This is a genomic window from Arthrobacter sp. P4_F11, assembly GCF_056401395.1.
This window is the reverse complement of sequence record NZ_JBFUJK010000029.1, coordinates 1-18,553: the sequence shown is the minus strand read 5'-3', so window position 1 is coordinate 18,553 and position 18,553 is coordinate 1. Positions and strand designations below refer to the sequence as shown.

The window sequence follows — 18,553 nt, the reverse complement described above, 5'->3', positions numbered from 1 at the left end:
CCGTTGCTTGAGGAACAAAACCACAACAAAATAACAACACCACAGATGTTGTAACCACAGATTTCCCCACCCCCGCCCCGCGGGTGCGTGGCGGAGCAAGGGTTACGGCGGTCATAGCGTGGGGGAAACGCCCGGTCCCATCCCGAACCCGGAAGCTAAGACCCACAGCGCCGATGGTACTGCACCCGGGAGGGTGTGGGAGAGTAGGTCACCGCCGGAACACCATTAACGGTCGAGGACCCCCACCACCAGGTGGGGGTCCTCCCGCATTTAACCCGTCATTCAGCCCGGGGTCCCCGCAACACCTGCGGGAGCATCCCGCCACACCCCGCCAAACGTGAGGGAGCGTCACCGGACATCCCGCCAAACGTGAGGGAGCGTCACAGCCGCCGTCAGCCGCCCCTGGATCAGGGAACTGCCCGCGCGGGTAGAGTTGTTGCCCATGGATAACCTCTTCAGCCACGCTCCCTCCGGAGCGCCGGAACCTGCCGCGGCGGACGAACTCGATCCCGTCGTCGTCAGCGTTGTGGTGCCGGGCGCAGTTGCCCGGGCCTTCATGGGATTCACGGAACACACGCACCTCTGGTGGCCGCTCGAGGACCACAGCGTCTATGGCGCCGGCTCCTATGTCGAGTTCGAGGAGAACCTGATCATGGAGTCCTCGGATGACGGCCGGACGGCTGTTTGGGGATCGATTGACGACTGGCAGCCCCCAATGTCCTTCCACGCCAGCTGGCACCCGGGAACCACTGCCATGTGGTCCACAGAGCTCCGGGTGGCGTTCAGGGCGGTAGGCGAGGGGACAGAGCTCCGCCTGGTTCACAGCGGCTGGGAGGGCGCTGAGGACCCCGCGGCAGCCCGGGCGGAATATGCGGCAGGCTGGCCCGCCGTCCTGGACCGCTTCGTTCGGTTCATGGGCGGCGCCGGCGCGGACAGCCCCGAGGCCTGAGCGGCTCCTGGGAGAGGCGCGTTCGTCCCTACTGGCGGACAGACCCGGCGGTCAGGCCCGGCAGGCCCGGACCTAGCCCGGACCTAGGCGCGCAAAGGTCCCTGGTCGACGGGCGGAACAGCGGTGCTGGAGCGGATGATGAAGCGCGTGGGGTATTCGGTGTGCGCGGCCGCCGTGTCTCCGGCGCCGTCGAGCCTGGCCAGCAAACGCCGCACGGCCAACGCACCCTGGCCCCGCGCGTCCTGATCGATCGTGGTCAGCCCGAAGACTTCACCCAGCTCATGGCCGTCGATGCCGATGACGGAGAGATCCTGCGGCACCCGCAACCCGAAATCCCGGGCAGCGAGGATCGTGCCGATCGCCATCTCGTCCGAGGCGGCAAAGACGGCCGTGGGACGCTCCGGAGAGCCGCCGAGCAGCTCACGGGCGTTGGCGTAGGCGCCCCGGATCGTGAAATCGGCGGAGACCTGCCATTCCGGCCGGACCACCAGTCCGGCGTCCCGCATGGCCTTCTTGAACCCCGCCTGGCGCGTGCCGGGAAGGCGGAAGTCCTGCTCGTAGGCGGCATCGCCGGTCATGTGGGCAATTTTGCTGTGGCCAAGCTGGATGAGGTGCCGGGCCGCGGCCTCCGCAATACCGGCGTCATTGATGCGGATGGTCGACGCCCCGGGTAATGGGCCGCCGATCCCCACGATGGGGCGATGGATGGCCAGCAGCTGGTCGATCTCGGCCTCGGAGAGCTCCAGCGACACGGCGATCACGGCATCCACGCGTTTGCGCAGGAGGAAGTCGTTCAGCACACTGTGGCGGCGCTCCCGGCCCTGGCTGACGTTGTACAGCGTGAGGTCGTAGCCGGCATCCAGCAGGGTCGCCGAGACACCTTCGACCACCGAGGAAAAGAACCACCGGTGGACGGAAGGGACAACGAGGCCCACATTGTGGGTCCGTCCGGAGGCCAGTCCGGAGGCCTGGTACGACGCGACGAAACCGAGCTCTGCGGCGGCGGTGCGGGCCCGCTCCCGGCTACGCGGCGAGACATTGCCCTTGCCGCTCAAGGCGCGCGAAACGGTGGCGATGGAGAGGCCGGCCCGTTCCGCGACGTCCTTGATGCCGGGCATGCCTAGCCCTCCGTGTCCTCGAGATAGATTTCCAGCCAAACAGCTTCACCTGAGCCTAACGGATCGCCCCCGCCGGCCATGTCCCCGGGGTCGTAGCCGGCACCCGTGGGCGTTGAACTGCGCAGCAGCACCCGTCCGGCGGGCAGCTCCAGGGGCTCGGACCCGACATTCAGCAGGACCAGCGTGGAGCCGTTGAGGAAGGCAAGGCTCGTATCGGTGCAGAGGTCCTCGTACCAGGACAGCGAGCCGCGGCCAAGGTCGAGCCGGCGGCGCAGTTCCAGCATGCGCTTGTAGAGGCTCAGATGCGACGACGGCGAAGCGGACTGCACATCCCGGGCCAGCCGTGAGAAACTTTCCGGCTGCGGCAGCCAGGGGTCCTGCCCGTGGCCGAATCCGGCGTTACGTTCCCCGGCCCGCCAGGGCAGCGGAACACGGCAGCCGTCGCGGCCCAGCCGTGCGCCGCCGGTGCGGGCGAACGTGGGGTCCTGGCGGCGGGTGTCCGGGATGTCGATCCCGTCCGGCAGGCCAAGCTCTTCACCCTGGTAGAGGTAGGCCCCGCCGGGCAGCCCCAGCATGAACAGGGACGCCGCGGCCGCCCGGGATCGTCCGAGCTCCTCGTTCGGCTGCGGATCCCAGGTGCCGATTCCGTCACCGTCGCGCGGAGCCTGGCCGTCGTACCCGAAGCGGGTGGCGTGGCGGACGACGTCGTGGTTGGAGAGCACCCACGTGCTGGGCGCGGCGACGGCGTCCAGTGCCGTCAGTGACTCCGTGACGATGTGGCGCATCCGGTGCACGTCCAGGCCCGCGTGCAGGTAGGGGAAATTGAAGGCCTGATGCATTTCGTCCGGGCGCACCCAATCGGCGAGCCGGGGGAGCGGGTCCACGTTTGCCTCGGCGCAGAGGATCCGGTCGGGGCCGTACTCGGCGAGAATCTGACGCCACCGCCGGTAGATGTCGTGGAGCGCGGGCTGGCCAAACATCGGAGCGTCGCTTCCGGGGAAGCCGTGGGAGCTGCTGCCGTCCGCCCGTCCGCCCCACTCGGGCAGGCCCGGGGCCTTCACGAGGGCGTGCGCCACGTCCACCCGGAAGCCGGAGACCCCGCGGTCCAGCCAGAAGCGCAGGACCCGTTCGAATTCTTCATGGACGGCGCGGTTGTCCCAGTTGAAGTCCGGCTGGGAGGAGTCGAAGAGGTGCAGGTACCACTGCCCGGGGGCGCCGTCCGGTTCGGTGATCCGGGTCCAGGCTGAACCGCCAAAGTGGGACTGCCAGTTGTTCGGCGGCTCCTCGCCGAATGCTCCCCGGCCGTCTCGGAAGATGAACATGTCCCGCTCCGGGCTGCCGGCAGGCGCGGCTAGGGCAGCCTGGAAAGCGTGGTGCTGGTCCGAGCAGTGGTTGGGCACCAGGTCAACAATCATCCGCATTCCCAGCCGGGTGGCCTCTGCCATCATGGCGGCGAAATCGTCCAGGGTGCCGAACAGGGGGTCGACGTCGCAGTAGTCACTGACGTCGTAGCCGGCGTCGCGCTGCGGGGACCGGTAGAAGGGCGAAAGCCAGACGGCGTCGATGTCCAGTTCCGCAAGGCAGGGCAGTTCCGCCGTGATTCCGGCGAGATCGCCGATGCCGTCGCCGTTCAGGTCCCGGAACGAGCGCGGATAGACCTGATAGATGACAGCGGAGCGCCACCATCCCGGAATGTGGTCTGCGGCGTGCACGGGGGTCAGCGGACCCGTCAGGGGTCCGGCCAGCGGGGCGGGGGCGAGGAGAACTGAATCAACGGACATGACGGCAATACTAGGGCTCCCATGCCGGAATATGAAAACGCTTCCAGTCACATTTTGGCGGCAATTTCGACCACCAACTGGACTATCCCGCCCATAGCTGGAAGCGCTTGCAACTGTGAGCCGCATCACCGACAATGCGCGGCCTTAGACTGGGATCCGGATTCGACCGAACTGGAGACCGCATGCGCAGCATCATCGATGAGCTGACCTCTTCCCTGGGCGCGGAGAAAATTGCCGTGGACGCGACCACCCTGGCCGCCTATGCCGTGGACCAGGCTCCCGTCCTGGACTATCAGCTCCCGCAGGCGGTGGTCCGCGCCGAATCGGTGGCCGACGTGCAGGCAACTGTGCGTGCCTGCGCCGCCCTTAGCGTCGCGCTTGTGGCGCGCGGGGCCGGTACCGGGGTCTCCGGGGGCGCCCACGCGAGCGCGGGCTGCGTGGTGCTCACGCTCGAGGGGATGAACCGCATCCTGGACCTCAACCCGGACGACGAGACCGCAGTCGTGGAACCCGGCGTCATTAACGCCGACCTGAATGCGGCCGCCGCCGTGCACGGGCTCATGTATGCCCCGGATCCTGCGAGCTTCAAGATGTCCACCATCGGCGGCAACGTGGCCACCAACGCCGGCGGGCTGCGCTGCGCGAAGTACGGGGTGACCCGCGACTCTGTCCTGGCGCTCGACGTCGTCCTCGCGGACGGCTCCCTCATCCACACCGGCCACCAGACCTTCAAGGGCGTTGCCGGCTATGACCTCACCGGGCTTTTCGTCGGCTCGGAGGGGACCCTGGGGATCGTGGTCGGTGTCACCGTGCGGCTGAAGTACCTGCCGCGCGACGTACACACCATCGCCGCCTTCTACCCGGACTTCCGCAGCGCCGCGGCCGGGGTCCTCGCCGTGGGCAGGGCCCGCGTGCAGCCGGCCATCATGGAACTGCTCGACGGCGGCTCGCTCGCCCAACTCGATGACCTCCACGGCTCGGACCTGGCCGCGCGCGGGGCATCCCTGCTGCTGATCCAGACCGACGGCTTCGGCGCGGCAGCGGAAGCCGCGGCCATCCGCCCGGTCCTGGTGGCGGGAGGCGCGGTGGTGACCATGGAGGCCAACGCGGAGGCAGAGGAGCTTGTCGAACTGCGCCGCAACAGCCGAGGGACCGAGGTGGACGACGAATACCGGGTGGGCGAGGACGTGGCCGTGCCGCGTTCGCGGCTGGTGGATTACGTCGCCGAGCTCGAGGCCATGGCGGCGGAGTACCGGGTGCAGCTCAAAGTCGTGGCACACGCCGGTGACGGCAACCTGCACCCCACTTTCTGGGTCGACAGGGTGGACAATGCCGTGGACCCCGATGCCATGGCCCGCCTGGGCGCCGCCCTGGACCGGTCGATTGCCGTGGCCCTGGCCATGGGCGGCACGATCACCGGCGAACACGGGATCGGGCAGTACAAACTGCGCTGGCTCGGCCTGGAGCAGAAGGAACCCGTGCGTGAGCTGCAGCGCCGGATCAAGGAACTCTTCGATCCGGCCGGGATCCTGAACCCCGGCAAGGCGATTTAGCTGAAGCGATTTAACCCTGGCATGCCGCAACCCGCCGGGCACGCAGCTTAGTCGTCGGAGTCGGGGTATTCGTCCACGGATTCGTCGGCGCCGTAGCGTGATTCCTCGGTCTCCACCTCAAGGATCTTGAGCAACCCCGTGTCCGGGTTGAGCATGATCGCGGCCTCGTCCCGGCGGTGGCGGAGTTCGTTGTCGATGTAGGACTGGACGGCCTCCGCCAGGGGGATGTGCCGGTTCTCCTTCTCGGACATGTACCAGCGGTGCTCCAGGACCTCGTGCACCGCCTCGGCCGGCTCGAGCTTGCCGGAGAGGTCGCGGGGGATGGCCCGGACGATCGGTTCGAAGATCTGGCTGACCCACAGGTGCGCGCTGTATTCCTCGTCCATGCCCGGGTTGTTGTCCGCCCGGAATGAGTCCATGTCGTTCAGGAGCCGGCGGGCCTGGTTTTCCTGGGCGTCCAGGCCGGTCAGGCGCAGCAGTCGGCGCTGGTGATGCCCGGCGTCGACGACCTTCGGCTGGAGCTGGATGGTGGAGCCGTTCTGCGTGGTCTTGATCGCGTATTCCTCGACGTCGAACCCCAGCTCGTTGAGCCGCCGGATCCGGGCTGCCACGCGCCAGCGTTCCCCGATCTCAAACGATTCCTTTGCCGTCAGCTCGGTCCACAACCGCCGGTAGCTGTCCATGATCAGTTCGCTGGTGGCCACGGGGTCCACCTTCTCCTCGATCAGGCCGCCGTCGAGGAGGTCCATGAGTTCCCCGGCGATGTTGACGCGGGCGATTTCGAGGTCGTACTCGCGCTGGCCCGTGGACAAATCCGGGTACAGTTCGCCGGTCTCGGCATCGACCAGGTAGGCGGCGAACGCGCCGGCGTCGCGGCGGAACAAGGTGTTGGAGAGCGACACGTCGCCCCAGTAGAAGCCGATCAGATGCAGCCGGACCAGCAGCAGGGCCTGGGCGTCGATGAGCCGGGTCAGGGTGTCCTTGCGCAGCATCTGGGAGAAGAGCGCACGGTAGGGCATGGAGAACTTCAGGTGCCGGGTGACCAGCACGGGGTTCAGCGGCCGGCCCTCCGGGGTGGTGCGTCCGGTGATGACGGCCACCGGCTCCACGCCGGGAACGTCCAGCCGGGCGAGCTTGCGCAGCATGTGGTACTCGTGGCGCGCCACGTGCTCCGAGGTTTCCTTGATGGCGATCACGGAGCCGCCGAGGTGGGCGAAGCGCACGATGTGCCGGGAGATGCCGCGGGGGAGGGCTGCCAGATATTCGGCCGGCCAGTCCTCGAGGGCAATGTGCCAAGGCAGGTCCAGCAGCTCGGGCTCGGTGGCGGCGGCCGTGATGCTCAGCGAGCTGGAGACCATCGCGGCCTTGTCGTCATTGGCGCTGGCGGCCTCGAACCGGGGCAGTTTCCCGATCTGACCGTAGTCGGTGGGCTCGTCGTGCCACTGGGCACTGTTTTCCTCGGTCATGGGGTTTCCTCGGTCATGAATCAATTCTTCCGTATTTGGCGGGCCGCGCCTAAAGCAGGGCCGTTAACGCCCGACGGCGGCCCTCCACTAGGGGAGGACCGCCGTCAGCTGAACCGGTGGGTGGGGACTAGTCGCCGAGGCGCAGGCCGGTCTTGGTGTCGAACAGGTGTACGTGGCCCGACTGGGGGCGGACCCAGATGGACTCACCCTTCATCGGGGGGCGGCGGCCGTCGACGCGGGCCACGATGTCGTGGCTCTGGCCGTCGAGCGTGGTGTGGCCGTAGACGTAGGCGTCGGCGCCGAGTTCTTCGACGACGTCGACCTCGACCTGGAGACCTTCACCCTGGGCAACAGTCTCAAGGTCTTCAGGGCGGGAACCGAGGGTCACGGTCTGGCCGTGGGCTTCCTCGAGGACGTCGCGCGGTACCGGGTAAACGGTTCCGCCGAACTGCACGCCGCCGTCGACGACGGGGAGTTCGAGCAGGTTCATGGCGGGGGAGCCGATGAAGCCGGCCACGAAGACGTTCTTGGGCTTGTCGTACAGGTTGCGCGGGGTGTCGACCTGCATCAGCAGGCCGTCCTTCAGCACGGCGACGCGGTCACCCATGGTCATGGCCTCGACCTGGTCGTGGGTCACGTAGACCGTGGTGACGCCGAGGCGGCGGGTCAGGGACGCGATCTGGGTGCGGGTCTGCACGCGCAGCTTGGCATCAAGGTTGGACAGCGGCTCATCCATGAGGAAGACCTGCGGGTTACGCACAATGGCGCGGCCCATGGCAACACGCTGACGCTGGCCGCCGGAGAGGGCCTTCGGCTTGCGGTCCAGGTACGGTTCGAGGTCGAGCAGCTTGGCGGCCTCACGGACGCGCTCGGCGCGCTCTTCCTTGCTGACGCCGGCGATCTTCAGCGCGAAGCCCATGTTGTCCGCCACGGTCATGTGCGGGTACAGGGCGTAGTTCTGGAACACCATGGCGATGTCGCGATCCTTCGGCGGGACGTCAGTGACGTCGCGGTCGCCGATGAGGATGCGGCCGGAGTTGACGTCCTCGAGACCTGCAAGCATGCGCAGGGAGGTCGACTTTCCGCAGCCGGAGGGTCCAACGAGGACCAGGAATTCGCCATCGGCGATATCAATGTTGAGCTTGTCAACAGCGGGCTTCTCGGTGCCCGGGTACAGACGTGTTGCGTTATCAAAAGTAACTGTAGCCACAGTTATCAATCCCTTCACCGGCAGGTACGTGCCGGACGATCCGTAGTGAATGGTCGTTTTATGCAGTTGTTAATTCAATTGTGGGATTTCATACGCATACTCCTCGGCCGAAGCCGAGGAGTACCCAGTGACGCCGCACGGTAGTTGTGCGCCACATCACAAACAGAGTATGTCAGATATATGCCAAATGGGCTAAAAAGTTACGGATGTCACACGTGGGGTCCGTCACGTGGCGCCAGAAAAGGGTAGGTATGCTGTGCGCATGACGGCACTGCAGATCTATGTCAGTTTCCCCGGCACGGCGCGTGAAGCACTTGGCTTCTACGCCGACGTCTTCGGCGGAGAGCTTGCCTTGTTCACGTACGAGGAGTTCAACCGCAGCGACGGCCCGCCGGATGCCATTGCCCACGGACAGCTGAAGGGCGCAGTCGCTTTGGCGGGGTCGGATGCGGCTGCGGGCGAGAAAAGCGTCCGGTCCGAAGGCCTCATGCTCTCGCTGCTGGGGACCGCCGAACCGGCAGTTCTCCACGAGTGGTTCGACAAGCTCGCCGTTGGCGGCCGGGTAATCGACCCCCTTGCCCCGAAGCCCTGGGGCGCGACAGATGGTCAGGTCCTCGACCGTCACGGACTGCACTGGTTGATCGGCTACGAGCCTGAGTCGTGACCGACGCCCGGTTGACCGCTCAGTAAGCCCGCGTTAGCTCCCGGAGTTGAGGGCCTTCTTCCGCTCACGCAGCAGGGCCTCCAGCAGTTCGCAGACGTGCACCGGCGCCTCCACCCGGAACTCAGCCTGGGTGAAATCGAGCCCCACCTTTACCCCGAGATCGCCCGGGACGAGGCTGGCCAGGGCGTCCTCGTCGGTGGTGTCGTCTCCGGCGAAGGCCACGGCCGTGGCTCCGGCAGCCTGCCGCAGGAAGGCAATGCCCTCGCCCTTGGAGGCGTTCACGACGGAGGTCTCCAGGACGCGGTTGCCCGACTTGAGGAAGACGCCGCTGCGGTCCTGCAGGACCGCCCGCGCCGCGGCGACGGCGTCCTCGGCGACGTCGTCCGCCGCGAGCCGCGTGTGCAGGACGACGCCGGCCGGCTTGTCTTCCAAAAGGGTCCCCGGGGCCTGTTCCACGATTCCCTCAAGCTCCCGGCGGACCTCGGCCAGGAGTTCGCGTTGGGCGTCGTCGAGCATGAGTTCCGAGGAGCCGGGCCCCATCCAGACCTCTGCGCCGTGGCTGCCGATCAGCAGCGTCTCCTCCGGCGGGGAGGCGACGGCCCGCAGGCTGTCCAGCGCCCGGCCGGAGATGAGCGCCGTCGTCGTCCGGAGCAGTTCCGTCAGCGCCGCGAAGGCGGCTGCGGAGCGCGGGAGCGCGCGGGCGTCGCCGGCATGGTCCACGAGCGGTGCCATGGTGCCGTCGAAGTCCATCGCCACGAGCAGGTGCCCGGTGCCGGCGACGCGGCGCACGGCTGCCAGCAGTTCAGGGGAGAGCGAGAGCGGGGCCGTGTTTGGAGTGTTGGTCTCTGAGTCGTGAGTTCCGGCGGCGTCAGGAGTCATCGCGTACAACCTTTTCGGCGAGGGCTTTCAGGAAGTCGGAGGACCAGAGGTCGACGTCGTGGTCCAGAATCTGCTTGCGCATGGCCCTCATGCGGCGTGATGCCTCGGCCGGCTGCATGTTGACGGCCCTCATGATCGTGTCCTTGAGGCCGTCAATGTCGTGCGGGTTCATCAGCAGGGCCTGTTTGAGCTGGTCCGCGGCACCGGCGAACTCACTCAGTACCAGCGCTCCGTCGTTGTTTGTCCGGGCCGTGACGTATTCCTTGGCGACGAGGTTCATGCCGTCGCGCAGGGCGGTGACCAGCATGACGTCCGCGGCCAGGTACAGGGACACCATCTCTTCGATGGGGTAGCTGTGGTGCAGGTAGCGGACGGCCGTGCTCTCCATGGTGTCGAAGGTGCCGTTGATGTGGCCCACTGTGCCCTCGACCTCCTCGCGGAGCAGGCGGTACTGCTCCACACGCTCGCGGCTGGGGCTGGCCACCTGGATCAGGGTCGCGTCCTCGACGGTGACCTTGGCGTCCTGCAGCAGTTCCTCGTACGCCTTGAGCCGGTGCCGGATGCCCTTGGTGTAGTCGAGCCGGTCGACGCCGAGCAGGATGGTCTTGGGGTTGCCGAGGTCCCGGCGGATCTGCTGCGCCCGCTCGATAACCTCCGGCTTCTTCGCCAGCTCGCTGATCTGCTTGACGTCAATGGAGATCGGGAACGCCTGGGCCCTCGCGATGTGGGTGGTTTCGCCGTCGGTGCCCCTGACGTGGACCTGCTGCTGCTTGACGCTCGCGCCAAGGAAGCGCCGTGCGGAGCGCATGAAGTTTCCGGCATCGCTGCTGCGCTGGAAGCCCACCAGGTCCGCGCCCAGCAGGCCGTCGATGATCGCCCGGCGCCACGGGAGCTGGGCAAAGATCTCCGGCGGCGGGAAGGGGATGTGGTTGAAGAACCCGATCTTCAGATCCGGCCGGGCTTCCCGGAGCAGCTTGGGAACCAGCTGGAGCTGGTAGTCCTGCACCCAGACGGTGGCACCCTCGGCCGCATGGCGGATGACGGCGTCGGCGAACCTCCGGTTGACCTTCCGGTACGAATCCCACCAGGTGCGGTGGAACTCCGGCGGGGCGATCACGTCGTGGTAGAGCGGCCACAACGTGGCGTTCGAAAAGCCCTCGTAGAAAAGCTCGATGTCCTCGGTGCTCAGCTGGACGGGGATCAGGTCGATGCCGCCGTGGCTGAAAGGCTTGACCGTCTCGTCGGGGGCGCCGTGCCAGCCCACCCAGGCGCCGTCGGTCTTCGTCATCATCGGGGCCAGGGCTGTCACGAGTCCGCCGGGGGAGCGGCGCCAGCCGTCCTCGCAGCCGGTCTCGTCGGCCGAACAGCGGTCGACGGGCAGCCGGTTGGACACCACCATGAAGTCGAACTGGTCCCCTGCCGCGGCGCCGGTGGTGGCGCCGTCGGTGGCCGTCCGCGCCGCGTCAGTGGTGCTCTGTGTGCCGTGGCCGGCGCTGTCCGTTGCTTGCATTGGTGCCCCCTGGGGTCCGCTCGTGGCTCTCCATCAACCCTAGCCGCCCGGAATCTTCCGGGCTATTCGTCCGTTGGGCAGGCGGAAGGGAAACTTGAAAGCGCAAGTTCTCGGGTTTCTCCCCTAAAATGATGACGTTGCCACTGAGTGGACCGTCCCTGGCCGAACGACCCGAGGAACCAATGAGCCCCGCAAACGAACCCCGACTGTCTAAGGCAGAGCGCACTGCCGCGGCGCGCGAGAAAGCCCGCGAGATCCGCGAGGCGCAGCTGAAGAAGGAGAAGCGCAACAAGCTGCTGATCGGCTGGGGCATCGTTGCCGCCGTCGTCGCCATCATCGTGATCGTCGCGCTGGTTGTCACCTCCAACATCAAGAACAACGCCCCGGTTGCCGACGAGGGACCCACGCCGGCCAACGGCAACATCCACGGCGGTGTCACCCTGCTGGCGAACACCGACGTGGCGAAGACCGATCCCGCCACCGTGAAGCTGTCCGACCTCCCGTCCGCTCCGGCCACGCCGCCGTCTCCGGTCACGGCCCCGGGCGCCGAGGCTGAGGCCGGCAAGCCGGTCAAGGTGGTCCTTTACATCGACTTCATCTGCCCCGTCTGCAAGAACTTCGAGGCGCAGTACAACGAGACGCTCACCAAGCTGCGCAACGAGGGCAAAATCACCGTGGAGTACCGCCCGCTCGGATTCCTGGACAGCCGGTCCACCACGAACTACTCCTCGCGCGCGGCCAACGCCGCAGCCTGCGTGGTCAACGAATCCCCGGAGAAGTACTCGGACTTCGTCGACCTGCTGTTCGCCAAGCAGCCGGCCGAAGGCAGCGCCGGACTCTCCGACAACGAGCTGAAGACGCTGGCCACCGACGCCGGGGCCAAGAGCATCGAGACATGCGTGGATGGCAAGACCTACCGTCCGTGGGTGAAGCACACCACCCAGGAGGCCACGGTAATCGGCATCACCGGCACGCCCACCGTGTTCGTTGAAGGCAAGCAGTGGGGCGTCGGCGACAGCGCCCAGACCCCGTTCGACCAGTACCTGCAGGCCGCGATCGACGCCAAGAAGTAACCGCACAACGGCACATGCCGTTGAAGGCGCGCAGTTAAAGGCCACAAGTTGATGGCCCGGCCCCGGATCGTTCCGGGGCCGGGCCATTGCTTTGGGTTCGCTATAGGCCATCGCTGTGGCCTTCGCTGGGCGGGAGGGGCGTTGCGCGTTTTTCTCTGGGTTTTTCTCACCGGGCGTCGGTGGGCTAATCTTGTCTAGCGTCCTGACATCCACGCCATTTTGTGGCCCGGAGTTGTGTCAGGCAGCAGGAATGCCTCCTTAGCTCAGTTGGCCAGAGCACCGCTCTTGTAAAGCGGGGGTCGTCGGTTCGAATCCGACAGGGGGCCCCACGAACCCCTCCATTCCGGCGATTCTGCCCAGAGTGGAGGGGTTTTTCATGCCCGAAAAGTGGCCGCTACACGCTTACGACACGCTTTGGGGAAACCCATGACGCCCCGTCGCGGCGTGCGGCGCATAGAAGACCACATGCAGACAAGCAGAAAGACCTTGGGACCGGCAACGGACCAGGGCAACGCGGTGCAACTCCTGACCACGGAGGAAGTGGCCGACTGGCTGCAGGTGGCTCCCAAGACACTCCGGAACTGGCGCTCCGCCGGTATCGGGCCGACGGCCCTGAAGCTCCATAGCGTCGTCCGCTACGATCGCGCCGCTGTTGAGGCCTGGATCGGTAAGACTTCGAAGGCTGCGGCCTGATGGGGCGCTCGAGCCTGCCGGTTGGCGCCTGGGGAACGGTCAGAGCCAAGAAGGACGAGGTATCGGGAAAATGGCGGGCTAGCGGTCGGCTCCGCGGCTGGGACGGTGTCACGCGGACTTACAGCAAGTTCGGGTCGACCAAGGGCAAGGCAGAGACAGCCCTGCTGGCGTCCATGAAAGAGCACCAGCAACGTGCCGGACGAGTAACGGCGAACCCCTCGCTGAACGTCGTCGCCGAGAAGTGGCTCGCCAGTATCGAGGTTCCAAAGGTCGTCGTTGACGACAACGGGAACATGATCGCGACTGGCAGCACGGGCGGGATCCGGCGCCAGACGTGGGACCAGTACGAAGGGCTCATCTACCGACTCATCGAGCCCGCGCTCGGCTCGTTGAAGATCAATGAAATCAGCACCTCCACCTGTGACAGCTTCTTGCGGTCGCTGGTCGTGGGAGGGAAGGGGCACACGAACGCGCGGCTGGCAAAAACGGTGCTCCAGCAGATCATGTCCTACGCCATCAGGCACGACTTGTACGTAGGCGGCAATCCGGTACGTGAGGTCGATCGGCTGAACAGGCAGCGGAAGAGGCCTGTTAGCTTGAGCGCGGCTACCCTGCACGATGTTCGCGAGGCTGTCCGGATTTGGCGGACAGAACCCGGCCAATGCGGTCCCCGCCCGAGCAACTTACTGGCAGTTCGGTACATCGTCATCCCAGACGGTCACTACCGCTGTCGTATCGTTCGTCACTGAGCCCTTGACCGTCACCACAGACCTGTTGCCGGCGTCGTACTGATACGGGGAGAACGACACTGACGTCAGCGCCGCATTCACCAACCCCGAAGGACAGACTCGTCTCGCTGGCGGAGGCGCAGGGGACGGTGCCCGTTTGACCACGGGGGCCGCGGCCGCTGGAGGAGCCGGCTCACTAAACTGGGGCTCAGACGGCGGCGAGGGCTCCGCGGTTGGAGTGAAGGACGGCGAGGGAATTGCGGTTAGTGTGTGCGGGGCGGCGGTAACCAGCGGCCGGGCAGCGGCGGCCGTGCTTTCGGGCGCCTGGGTCACGACTGAAGCAGCAGCGGAGACTGGCGCAGTTGCTCTGGCCACGAGCATCCCAATAAAGACTGCGGCGGCAACCAGTATGGCACCGGCGCAGAAGAGAATCGCCCGTTTCCTCGTCAGCATGAGCTTGATCCTAGTGGCCAATCGGCCTGTTTCGGTGCTTTGGCTCTGAATTGACCGCCGCAACGCCTTAGGTGTGTTGTCGGGGCATGTCACCCTCGTCAAACAAAGGAAAGGGGCTGGCCACAGGGGTTCCGGCAGAGCGCCCCCTAGCGCATTCCTTCAGCCAGAATGAGCCGGCCCTGCGGATCCTCGCTGAAGAGTATTTCGCCTTGGAGGCCACACTTGTGGACAAGCCGGAGGCCCGTCTGGCATGGCGGTCTCACGCTCAAGAACTGTAGATGAGTTGGGGGCTGAATGCTCGGAGGAGACCGGGAGTGCCATCGAAAAGGACTGGCCGGGCTTCTCCAGAACCCGGAGGGATCCAAAGCCCACCTCCCTGGCCCTTGCCGCCAGGTCGAACTGCCATACAGGGCGCCGGTTAGGAGTGGGCCTGGCCACAGCTTGGCGGTGGACGGCGGCGTCCGCTTCTTCAAGGTACAGCTGATCGTGGCCGGAGGGCACAAGATGAAGGCTTGAATCAACCAGCGGACCTCGTGCCACGCCCGTACGCCCGACTCGAGGAGAAACTAGGCTGAGCGACGCGACGTCAGGAGGGCTACCGGTTCCTCCTTCCATAAATCCGGCCCGACAGGTAACCCCAGTCCGACTCCACGTCCTTCGCCAACTCTTCGACGCCGTACTGCTGCTCCATACGCGCTTAGCGGCAAGCATCCCCGCCTTAATGTTGTCCGCCCAATCGTAGAGATGGACGTTCTCATCCGCGGGCTTTCTGCCGTACCAGAGCCGATCCGTGAACTCCGACTCGGCCTTAAGTATTTCGGACACCCGTCGCAGCGGACTCGTGCCCACGTCGTGGCGGAAGGCGAGGTCCAAATTCTTCTCCACAGCCTAAGGAGTTGCGGCTTCTCCCAGACGCGGATCCGGAAGGGCAGTCGGTTGGTGCGCCGGTAGTCCGCGATCCAGTCCTTCGCGCCGTTGGTGAGATAGCCGGAAGTCATGAACAGCACCACTGCGGGACGCTCGGCCACAGCCCAAGCGAGAGTGCCCTGGAGAGCATCGGGTGGCGCTCCACGCTTATAGTGCTTGCAGTCGACGAACCAGGTTTCCTCGTACTCGTGGCCGTCGATGTCTCGCAGCCTGGCCGGCGACGGCCAGGACGTCGAACGCGGCAAACGACGTAGGACGCTCACGGATGATGGCTGGCAAAGCAGCCTTCGGGGCGGGCATGCGCTGGTGCAGCGCCTCGAAATCGAGACGGCCGTCTCTCCAGATGGCCGCTTCGCAGCGGCGGCGATCAGGTCTGGAAAGTGCCCGGTGAGGTCCTTGCCCTGCCGGGACCAGATACCGGTGAAGTCATACTGTTTCCCCCGCTTGCTCGACGCCGTGAACATGCCGTAACCGGTTCCGATGCGTCGAGCTACTGCGGACTTCTTACGAACTTTTTGCGGGCTGGATCTACTGCGCCGCCAAGGACGACGAGAGTCATACCCTCAAGCAGGGCGCGAAGTGAGCGGCTCTGCCTTCCGCACGACCGCTCCAAGGGCGACTTTTGGGCCACTGGAGGGGCGGCGACTAATCGCCGCCGAAAAGCCTGGCCTTCGCTTTGGTGAACTCTTCGTCGGTGATTACGCCGTCTCGATGCAGCGCAGCCAACTTCGCGATCTCGTCGGCGGAGCTCGATGCGTTCGTTGCAGGAGCCTGCGTAAGCTTCGTCTTCGCCTCAAAGGATTTCCGGCTGATGAGGTCGACCGCTTCGCGCACCTTCTCGGTGCTCTCTACGCTGAACTCAAACGTGTGAGCGGCTCCGGCGACATTCAGAATGATCGCCTTCTTCTTCGGCGCCATGGCAACGTTCATCCCACCGGACAAGAAAGTTGCTGTAAGGCCGCCCGGTGGCGCGATGGAGCCCGCCATGCTTACAGAGCTAACTTCGCTGTACAGAATCCGTTGGACGTCGTCAGCAACTCCGATGCCTAACTTCCATTCTATGAAGTCAGGGTACAGCCGCAAGAAGCCCTTGACGCTGGTCAACTGCAAAATGAGTGTCGCTCGCTTGGCTTTCTCCTCGGCAGCCTTCGCCTCTCGCTTGGCTTTCTCCTCGGCAGCCTTCGCCTCTCCTTTGGCCTTCTCGTCAGCAGCCGACTCCTTGTAGGCATTGACAACCGAATCCTTTGCAGCCGCGATGCGTTCTTTAAACGAAGTCATGTTCTCCCTTTCGAGTCACACCCAAGAGATCGAGGCTAGCGTCTCCAGCCGCGTGGCTGCTGTATGAAAAGCCAGCATAGCCCTGGCTCGCCATACGACTGGAAGTATGTGCCCAACCGCGTGTCACTGCCACCGACTCCACTCATGCCGATGGAATCGAGATGGGCGAGCAGCAAGGCTGCGTCCTGCTCAGTATTCAGGCTGGATCCTCTCATGGGCGGCAAACAAGATGGTACTTAGTGAGCCTCCGGAGTCATGACCGTAGAGACTGGTGTCCTGTAAAGCGGGGATAGGATGCGCAACGAATTCGACCTCAGGCGCCGTCTTGGGGTGTGACTTTTGGAGATAGATGGCGGCTTTTTCGCGGCGCTATTTGGCGCCTCGTGCGGCCCGCAAGGGTCCCTTACCGTGGCACAACCTCCAACTGAGGAGTCTCAGGAACCTGGCTGCGCTGAGACACCCCCAAAAGCCACGCATACTTGGCTGGTGACTACACCATATTCGACTCCACCCACCATCGAGGCGTGGTTGGAATTCATTGAAGAGCGTGAGCGACGGCTGCATGAGGCAGACTCATTCGAGGTCGCTGTAGAACACCAAGTGGAGTTCCAAACTGTGTACGGCCTCTGTGCGCAGGCGATACGCTACGCGGGCGCATATGTGGTTCTGTTCCGCGCCGGGCGCTCTCGCGAGGCTGTGGCCGTCGCTCGGCAGGCCCTTGAGCATGCCTTGACGGCACAATGGGCGCACTTCGATGAAAGCGGCCCCCGACAATTGATTGATGGCTACCACCATTCCCGCCAACGCGCCTTCCGAGCCGTCACGGAGTACCTCAACACACCACAGGATGAGATCGACGCGGCGCTTGACTCGATGACGAGCAAGGGAAAACGGCTGCCGCGCGTCACAGACATGATTAATCAGATCGACTTCAACGCAACGTTCAGCACCGCGTACATGCAGCAGTCGCAGATCATTCATGTAACAGGCGACACGGTAACTGCCTTCTTGGACCTGGACGATGAAAAGCGGTTCATAATCCTGAGCGAGGCAACTGACCCTCATGAGCGCCAAACGGCGCATTTCACAGCGATGGCGGCGATGTTCGCCTCGTGGGTGCTCGAGTCGCTTCGAGTTGACACGCCTGGTCTCGCCGAGTTGGATCACCTTTCGGATGAACTTGCGCTGCCGCTCAATGTCCGTGATTGATCCGGCGGTATGTCAGGAGCCTGTCAGGCGAAGTTTGCAGCAGTATCCCCCACAAGGAAGGTAGAGGTGGAAGCACGCGGCGATACTAAAGGAAGTCGGCCGGAGAGGCGCTTGCAGCCGCAGTGCAACCCACCAGGCAATCAAGACCCATAGGACGATCCTTCCGGAGCTCGAGGGCCGCGGTCTGTGCGCTGGCCGCAATGCGTACATCCGAACAGCGACACGTTTACGACACGCTTTGAACGGGAACTGCCAGGACCACGCGGGTATGATTTCGCTACCAATAGCTGCAAAATTGCTGGTTAGAGGCTAGTTCAGGGCACCAGCGGGACCGCCGGGGATACCCCGCCGCGATAAGCGGGGGTCGTCGGTTCGAATCCGACAGGGGGCCCCACGAACCCCTCCGTTCCGGCGAATTTGGCCGGAACGGAGGGGTTTTCTTATGTCTTAAAACAGGCGGCGGCCCCGGCTGTGGAGGTGGGCGGGCTGAACCTGGCGGCCGGCGGCAGCGTGCTGCCGTCCGCGTTCGACTGCTTCTCCACAAACTCGGCGCCGAGGCGCCTCGCTTATGGAGCCTCTGCAGTCTCTCTTATTAAGCCAAGAGGGTTAGGCGCGCCCGTCGCCGATGTTCTGCTGAGTTACCAGCCGCGCTCGGCGAGGCGGTGCGGCTGCGGGATTTCGTCGACGTTGATGCCGACCATGGCCTCGCCCAGGCCGCGGGAGGCCTTGGCGATCTCGTCCGGGTCGTCGTAGAACGTGGTGGCCTTCACGACGGCGGCGGCACGCTGGGCCGGGTTGCCGGACTTGAAGATGCCGGAGCCGACAAAGACGCCGTCGGCGCCGAGCTGCATCATCATCGCGGCGTCGGCCGGGGTGGCGATGCCGCCGGCGGTGAACAGCACCACCGGGAGCTTGCCGGTCGCGGCAACTTCCTTGACCAGTTCGTACGGGGCCTGCAGCTCCTTGGCCGCGACGTAGAGCTCGTCCTCGGCCATGCCGGCGAGCTTCTTGATCTCGGCGCGGATCTGGCGCATGTGCGTGGTGGCGTTGGAGACGTCGCCG

Annotated in this window: 15 protein-coding genes, 1 tRNA gene and 1 rRNA gene; 9 read left to right on the top strand and 8 right to left on the bottom strand. The window is 65.3% G+C overall.

Annotation, left to right across the window (positions count from 1 at the left end):
- The first annotated feature begins 103 nt into the window (after positions 1-103).
- Both rrf and AC1DRO_RS20705 read left to right on the top strand, forming a co-directional pair.
- Positions 104-220, top strand: a 5S ribosomal RNA gene (gene rrf, locus AC1DRO_RS20710).
- Between the two features lie 222 nt (positions 221-442).
- On the top strand, positions 443-949 hold the full coding sequence (locus AC1DRO_RS20705; RefSeq protein WP_476952273.1) for an SRPBCC domain-containing protein: 507 nt from the start codon (positions 443-445) through the stop codon (positions 947-949).
- An 83-nt stretch (positions 950-1,032) separates the two neighbouring features.
- On the opposite strand, the gene AC1DRO_RS20700 is transcribed toward AC1DRO_RS20705, so the two are convergent.
- Both AC1DRO_RS20700 and AC1DRO_RS20695 read right to left on the bottom strand, forming a co-directional pair.
- Entirely contained in the window at positions 1,033-2,067 is a 1,035-nt protein-coding gene (locus AC1DRO_RS20700; RefSeq protein ID WP_028278080.1) for a LacI family DNA-binding transcriptional regulator, read from the bottom strand.
- A gap of 2 nt (positions 2,068-2,069) precedes the next feature.
- The gene (locus AC1DRO_RS20695; RefSeq protein WP_476952272.1) at positions 2,070-3,848 is read right to left on the bottom strand and encodes a glycoside hydrolase family 13 protein; all 1,779 of its coding nucleotides are present in this window, start codon (positions 3,846-3,848) and stop codon (positions 2,070-2,072) included.
- A 182-nt stretch (positions 3,849-4,030) separates the two neighbouring features.
- Here AC1DRO_RS20695 and AC1DRO_RS20690 point away from each other — a divergent pair, with 182 nt between their 5' ends.
- On the top strand, positions 4,031-5,401 hold the full coding sequence (locus AC1DRO_RS20690; protein ID WP_476952271.1) for an FAD-binding oxidoreductase: 1,371 nt from the start codon (positions 4,031-4,033) through the stop codon (positions 5,399-5,401).
- A 47-nt stretch (positions 5,402-5,448) separates the two neighbouring features.
- On the opposite strand, the gene AC1DRO_RS20685 is transcribed toward AC1DRO_RS20690, so the two are convergent.
- Together AC1DRO_RS20685 and AC1DRO_RS20680 are read right to left on the bottom strand one after the other, a co-directional pair.
- On the bottom strand, positions 5,449-6,867 hold the full coding sequence (locus tag AC1DRO_RS20685; RefSeq protein ID WP_476952270.1) for a DUF4032 domain-containing protein: 1,419 nt from the start codon (positions 6,865-6,867) through the stop codon (positions 5,449-5,451).
- A gap of 127 nt (positions 6,868-6,994) precedes the next feature.
- The gene (locus tag AC1DRO_RS20680; protein ID WP_018775851.1) at positions 6,995-8,077 is read right to left on the bottom strand and encodes an ABC transporter ATP-binding protein; all 1,083 of its coding nucleotides are present in this window, start codon (positions 8,075-8,077) and stop codon (positions 6,995-6,997) included.
- 262 nt (positions 8,078-8,339) lie between these two features.
- Here AC1DRO_RS20680 and AC1DRO_RS20675 point away from each other — a divergent pair, with 262 nt between their 5' ends.
- Positions 8,340-8,741 (top strand): VOC family protein, encoded by a 402-nt coding sequence (locus AC1DRO_RS20675; protein ID WP_476952269.1) that lies wholly within the window; start codon positions 8,340-8,342, stop codon positions 8,739-8,741.
- A gap of 33 nt (positions 8,742-8,774) precedes the next feature.
- Here the strand turns inward: AC1DRO_RS20675 and otsB are convergent, their stop codons facing one another.
- Both otsB and AC1DRO_RS20665 read right to left on the bottom strand, forming a co-directional pair.
- Positions 8,775-9,620, bottom strand: a complete 846-nt coding sequence (otsB, locus tag AC1DRO_RS20670) for a trehalose-phosphatase (protein WP_476952268.1) — start codon at positions 9,618-9,620, stop codon at positions 8,775-8,777.
- Complete coding sequence (locus AC1DRO_RS20665; protein WP_476952274.1) at positions 9,610-11,019, bottom strand: alpha,alpha-trehalose-phosphate synthase (UDP-forming); 1,410 nt, start codon at positions 11,017-11,019, stop codon at positions 9,610-9,612. The genes otsB and AC1DRO_RS20665 overlap by 11 nt, the downstream gene beginning before the upstream one ends.
- 293 nt (positions 11,020-11,312) lie before the next feature.
- Here AC1DRO_RS20665 and AC1DRO_RS20660 point away from each other — a divergent pair, with 293 nt between their 5' ends.
- The 4 genes from AC1DRO_RS20660 (at position 11,313) to AC1DRO_RS20645 (ending at position 13,645) form a co-directional block, all read left to right on the top strand.
- Positions 11,313-12,203 carry a DsbA family protein gene (locus AC1DRO_RS20660; RefSeq protein WP_476944605.1) on the top strand — a complete coding sequence of 297 codons (891 nt, stop codon included), beginning with the start codon at positions 11,313-11,315 and terminating at the stop codon, positions 12,201-12,203.
- Positions 12,204-12,455: 252 nt separating this feature from the next.
- Positions 12,456-12,532: transfer RNA gene (locus AC1DRO_RS20655), tRNA-Thr, on the top strand.
- A 136-nt stretch (positions 12,533-12,668) separates the two neighbouring features.
- Positions 12,669-12,896, top strand: coding sequence for a helix-turn-helix transcriptional regulator (locus AC1DRO_RS20650; RefSeq protein WP_476952267.1), 228 nt, complete (start codon positions 12,669-12,671; stop codon positions 12,894-12,896).
- On the top strand, positions 12,896-13,645 hold the full coding sequence (locus AC1DRO_RS20645) for a tyrosine-type recombinase/integrase (RefSeq protein ID WP_476952266.1): 750 nt from the start codon (positions 12,896-12,898) through the stop codon (positions 13,643-13,645). The genes AC1DRO_RS20650 and AC1DRO_RS20645 overlap by 1 nt, the downstream gene beginning before the upstream one ends.
- 2,004 nt (positions 13,646-15,649) lie before the next feature.
- Here the strand turns inward: AC1DRO_RS20645 and AC1DRO_RS20640 are convergent.
- Positions 15,650-16,282 carry an SHOCT domain-containing protein gene (locus AC1DRO_RS20640; protein ID WP_476952265.1) on the bottom strand — a complete coding sequence of 211 codons (633 nt, stop codon included), beginning with the start codon at positions 16,280-16,282 and terminating at the stop codon, positions 15,650-15,652.
- Positions 16,283-16,768: 486 nt separating this feature from the next.
- Between AC1DRO_RS20640 and AC1DRO_RS20635 the strand changes: the two genes are divergently transcribed.
- Entirely contained in the window at positions 16,769-17,491 is a 723-nt protein-coding gene (locus tag AC1DRO_RS20635) for a DUF5677 domain-containing protein (RefSeq protein ID WP_476952264.1), read from the top strand.
- 638 nt (positions 17,492-18,129) lie between these two features.
- On the opposite strand, the gene AC1DRO_RS20630 is transcribed toward AC1DRO_RS20635, so the two are convergent.
- The coding region (locus tag AC1DRO_RS20630) for a beta/alpha barrel domain-containing protein (protein WP_476952263.1) at positions 18,130-18,553 on the bottom strand (424 nt) is incomplete at its 5' end.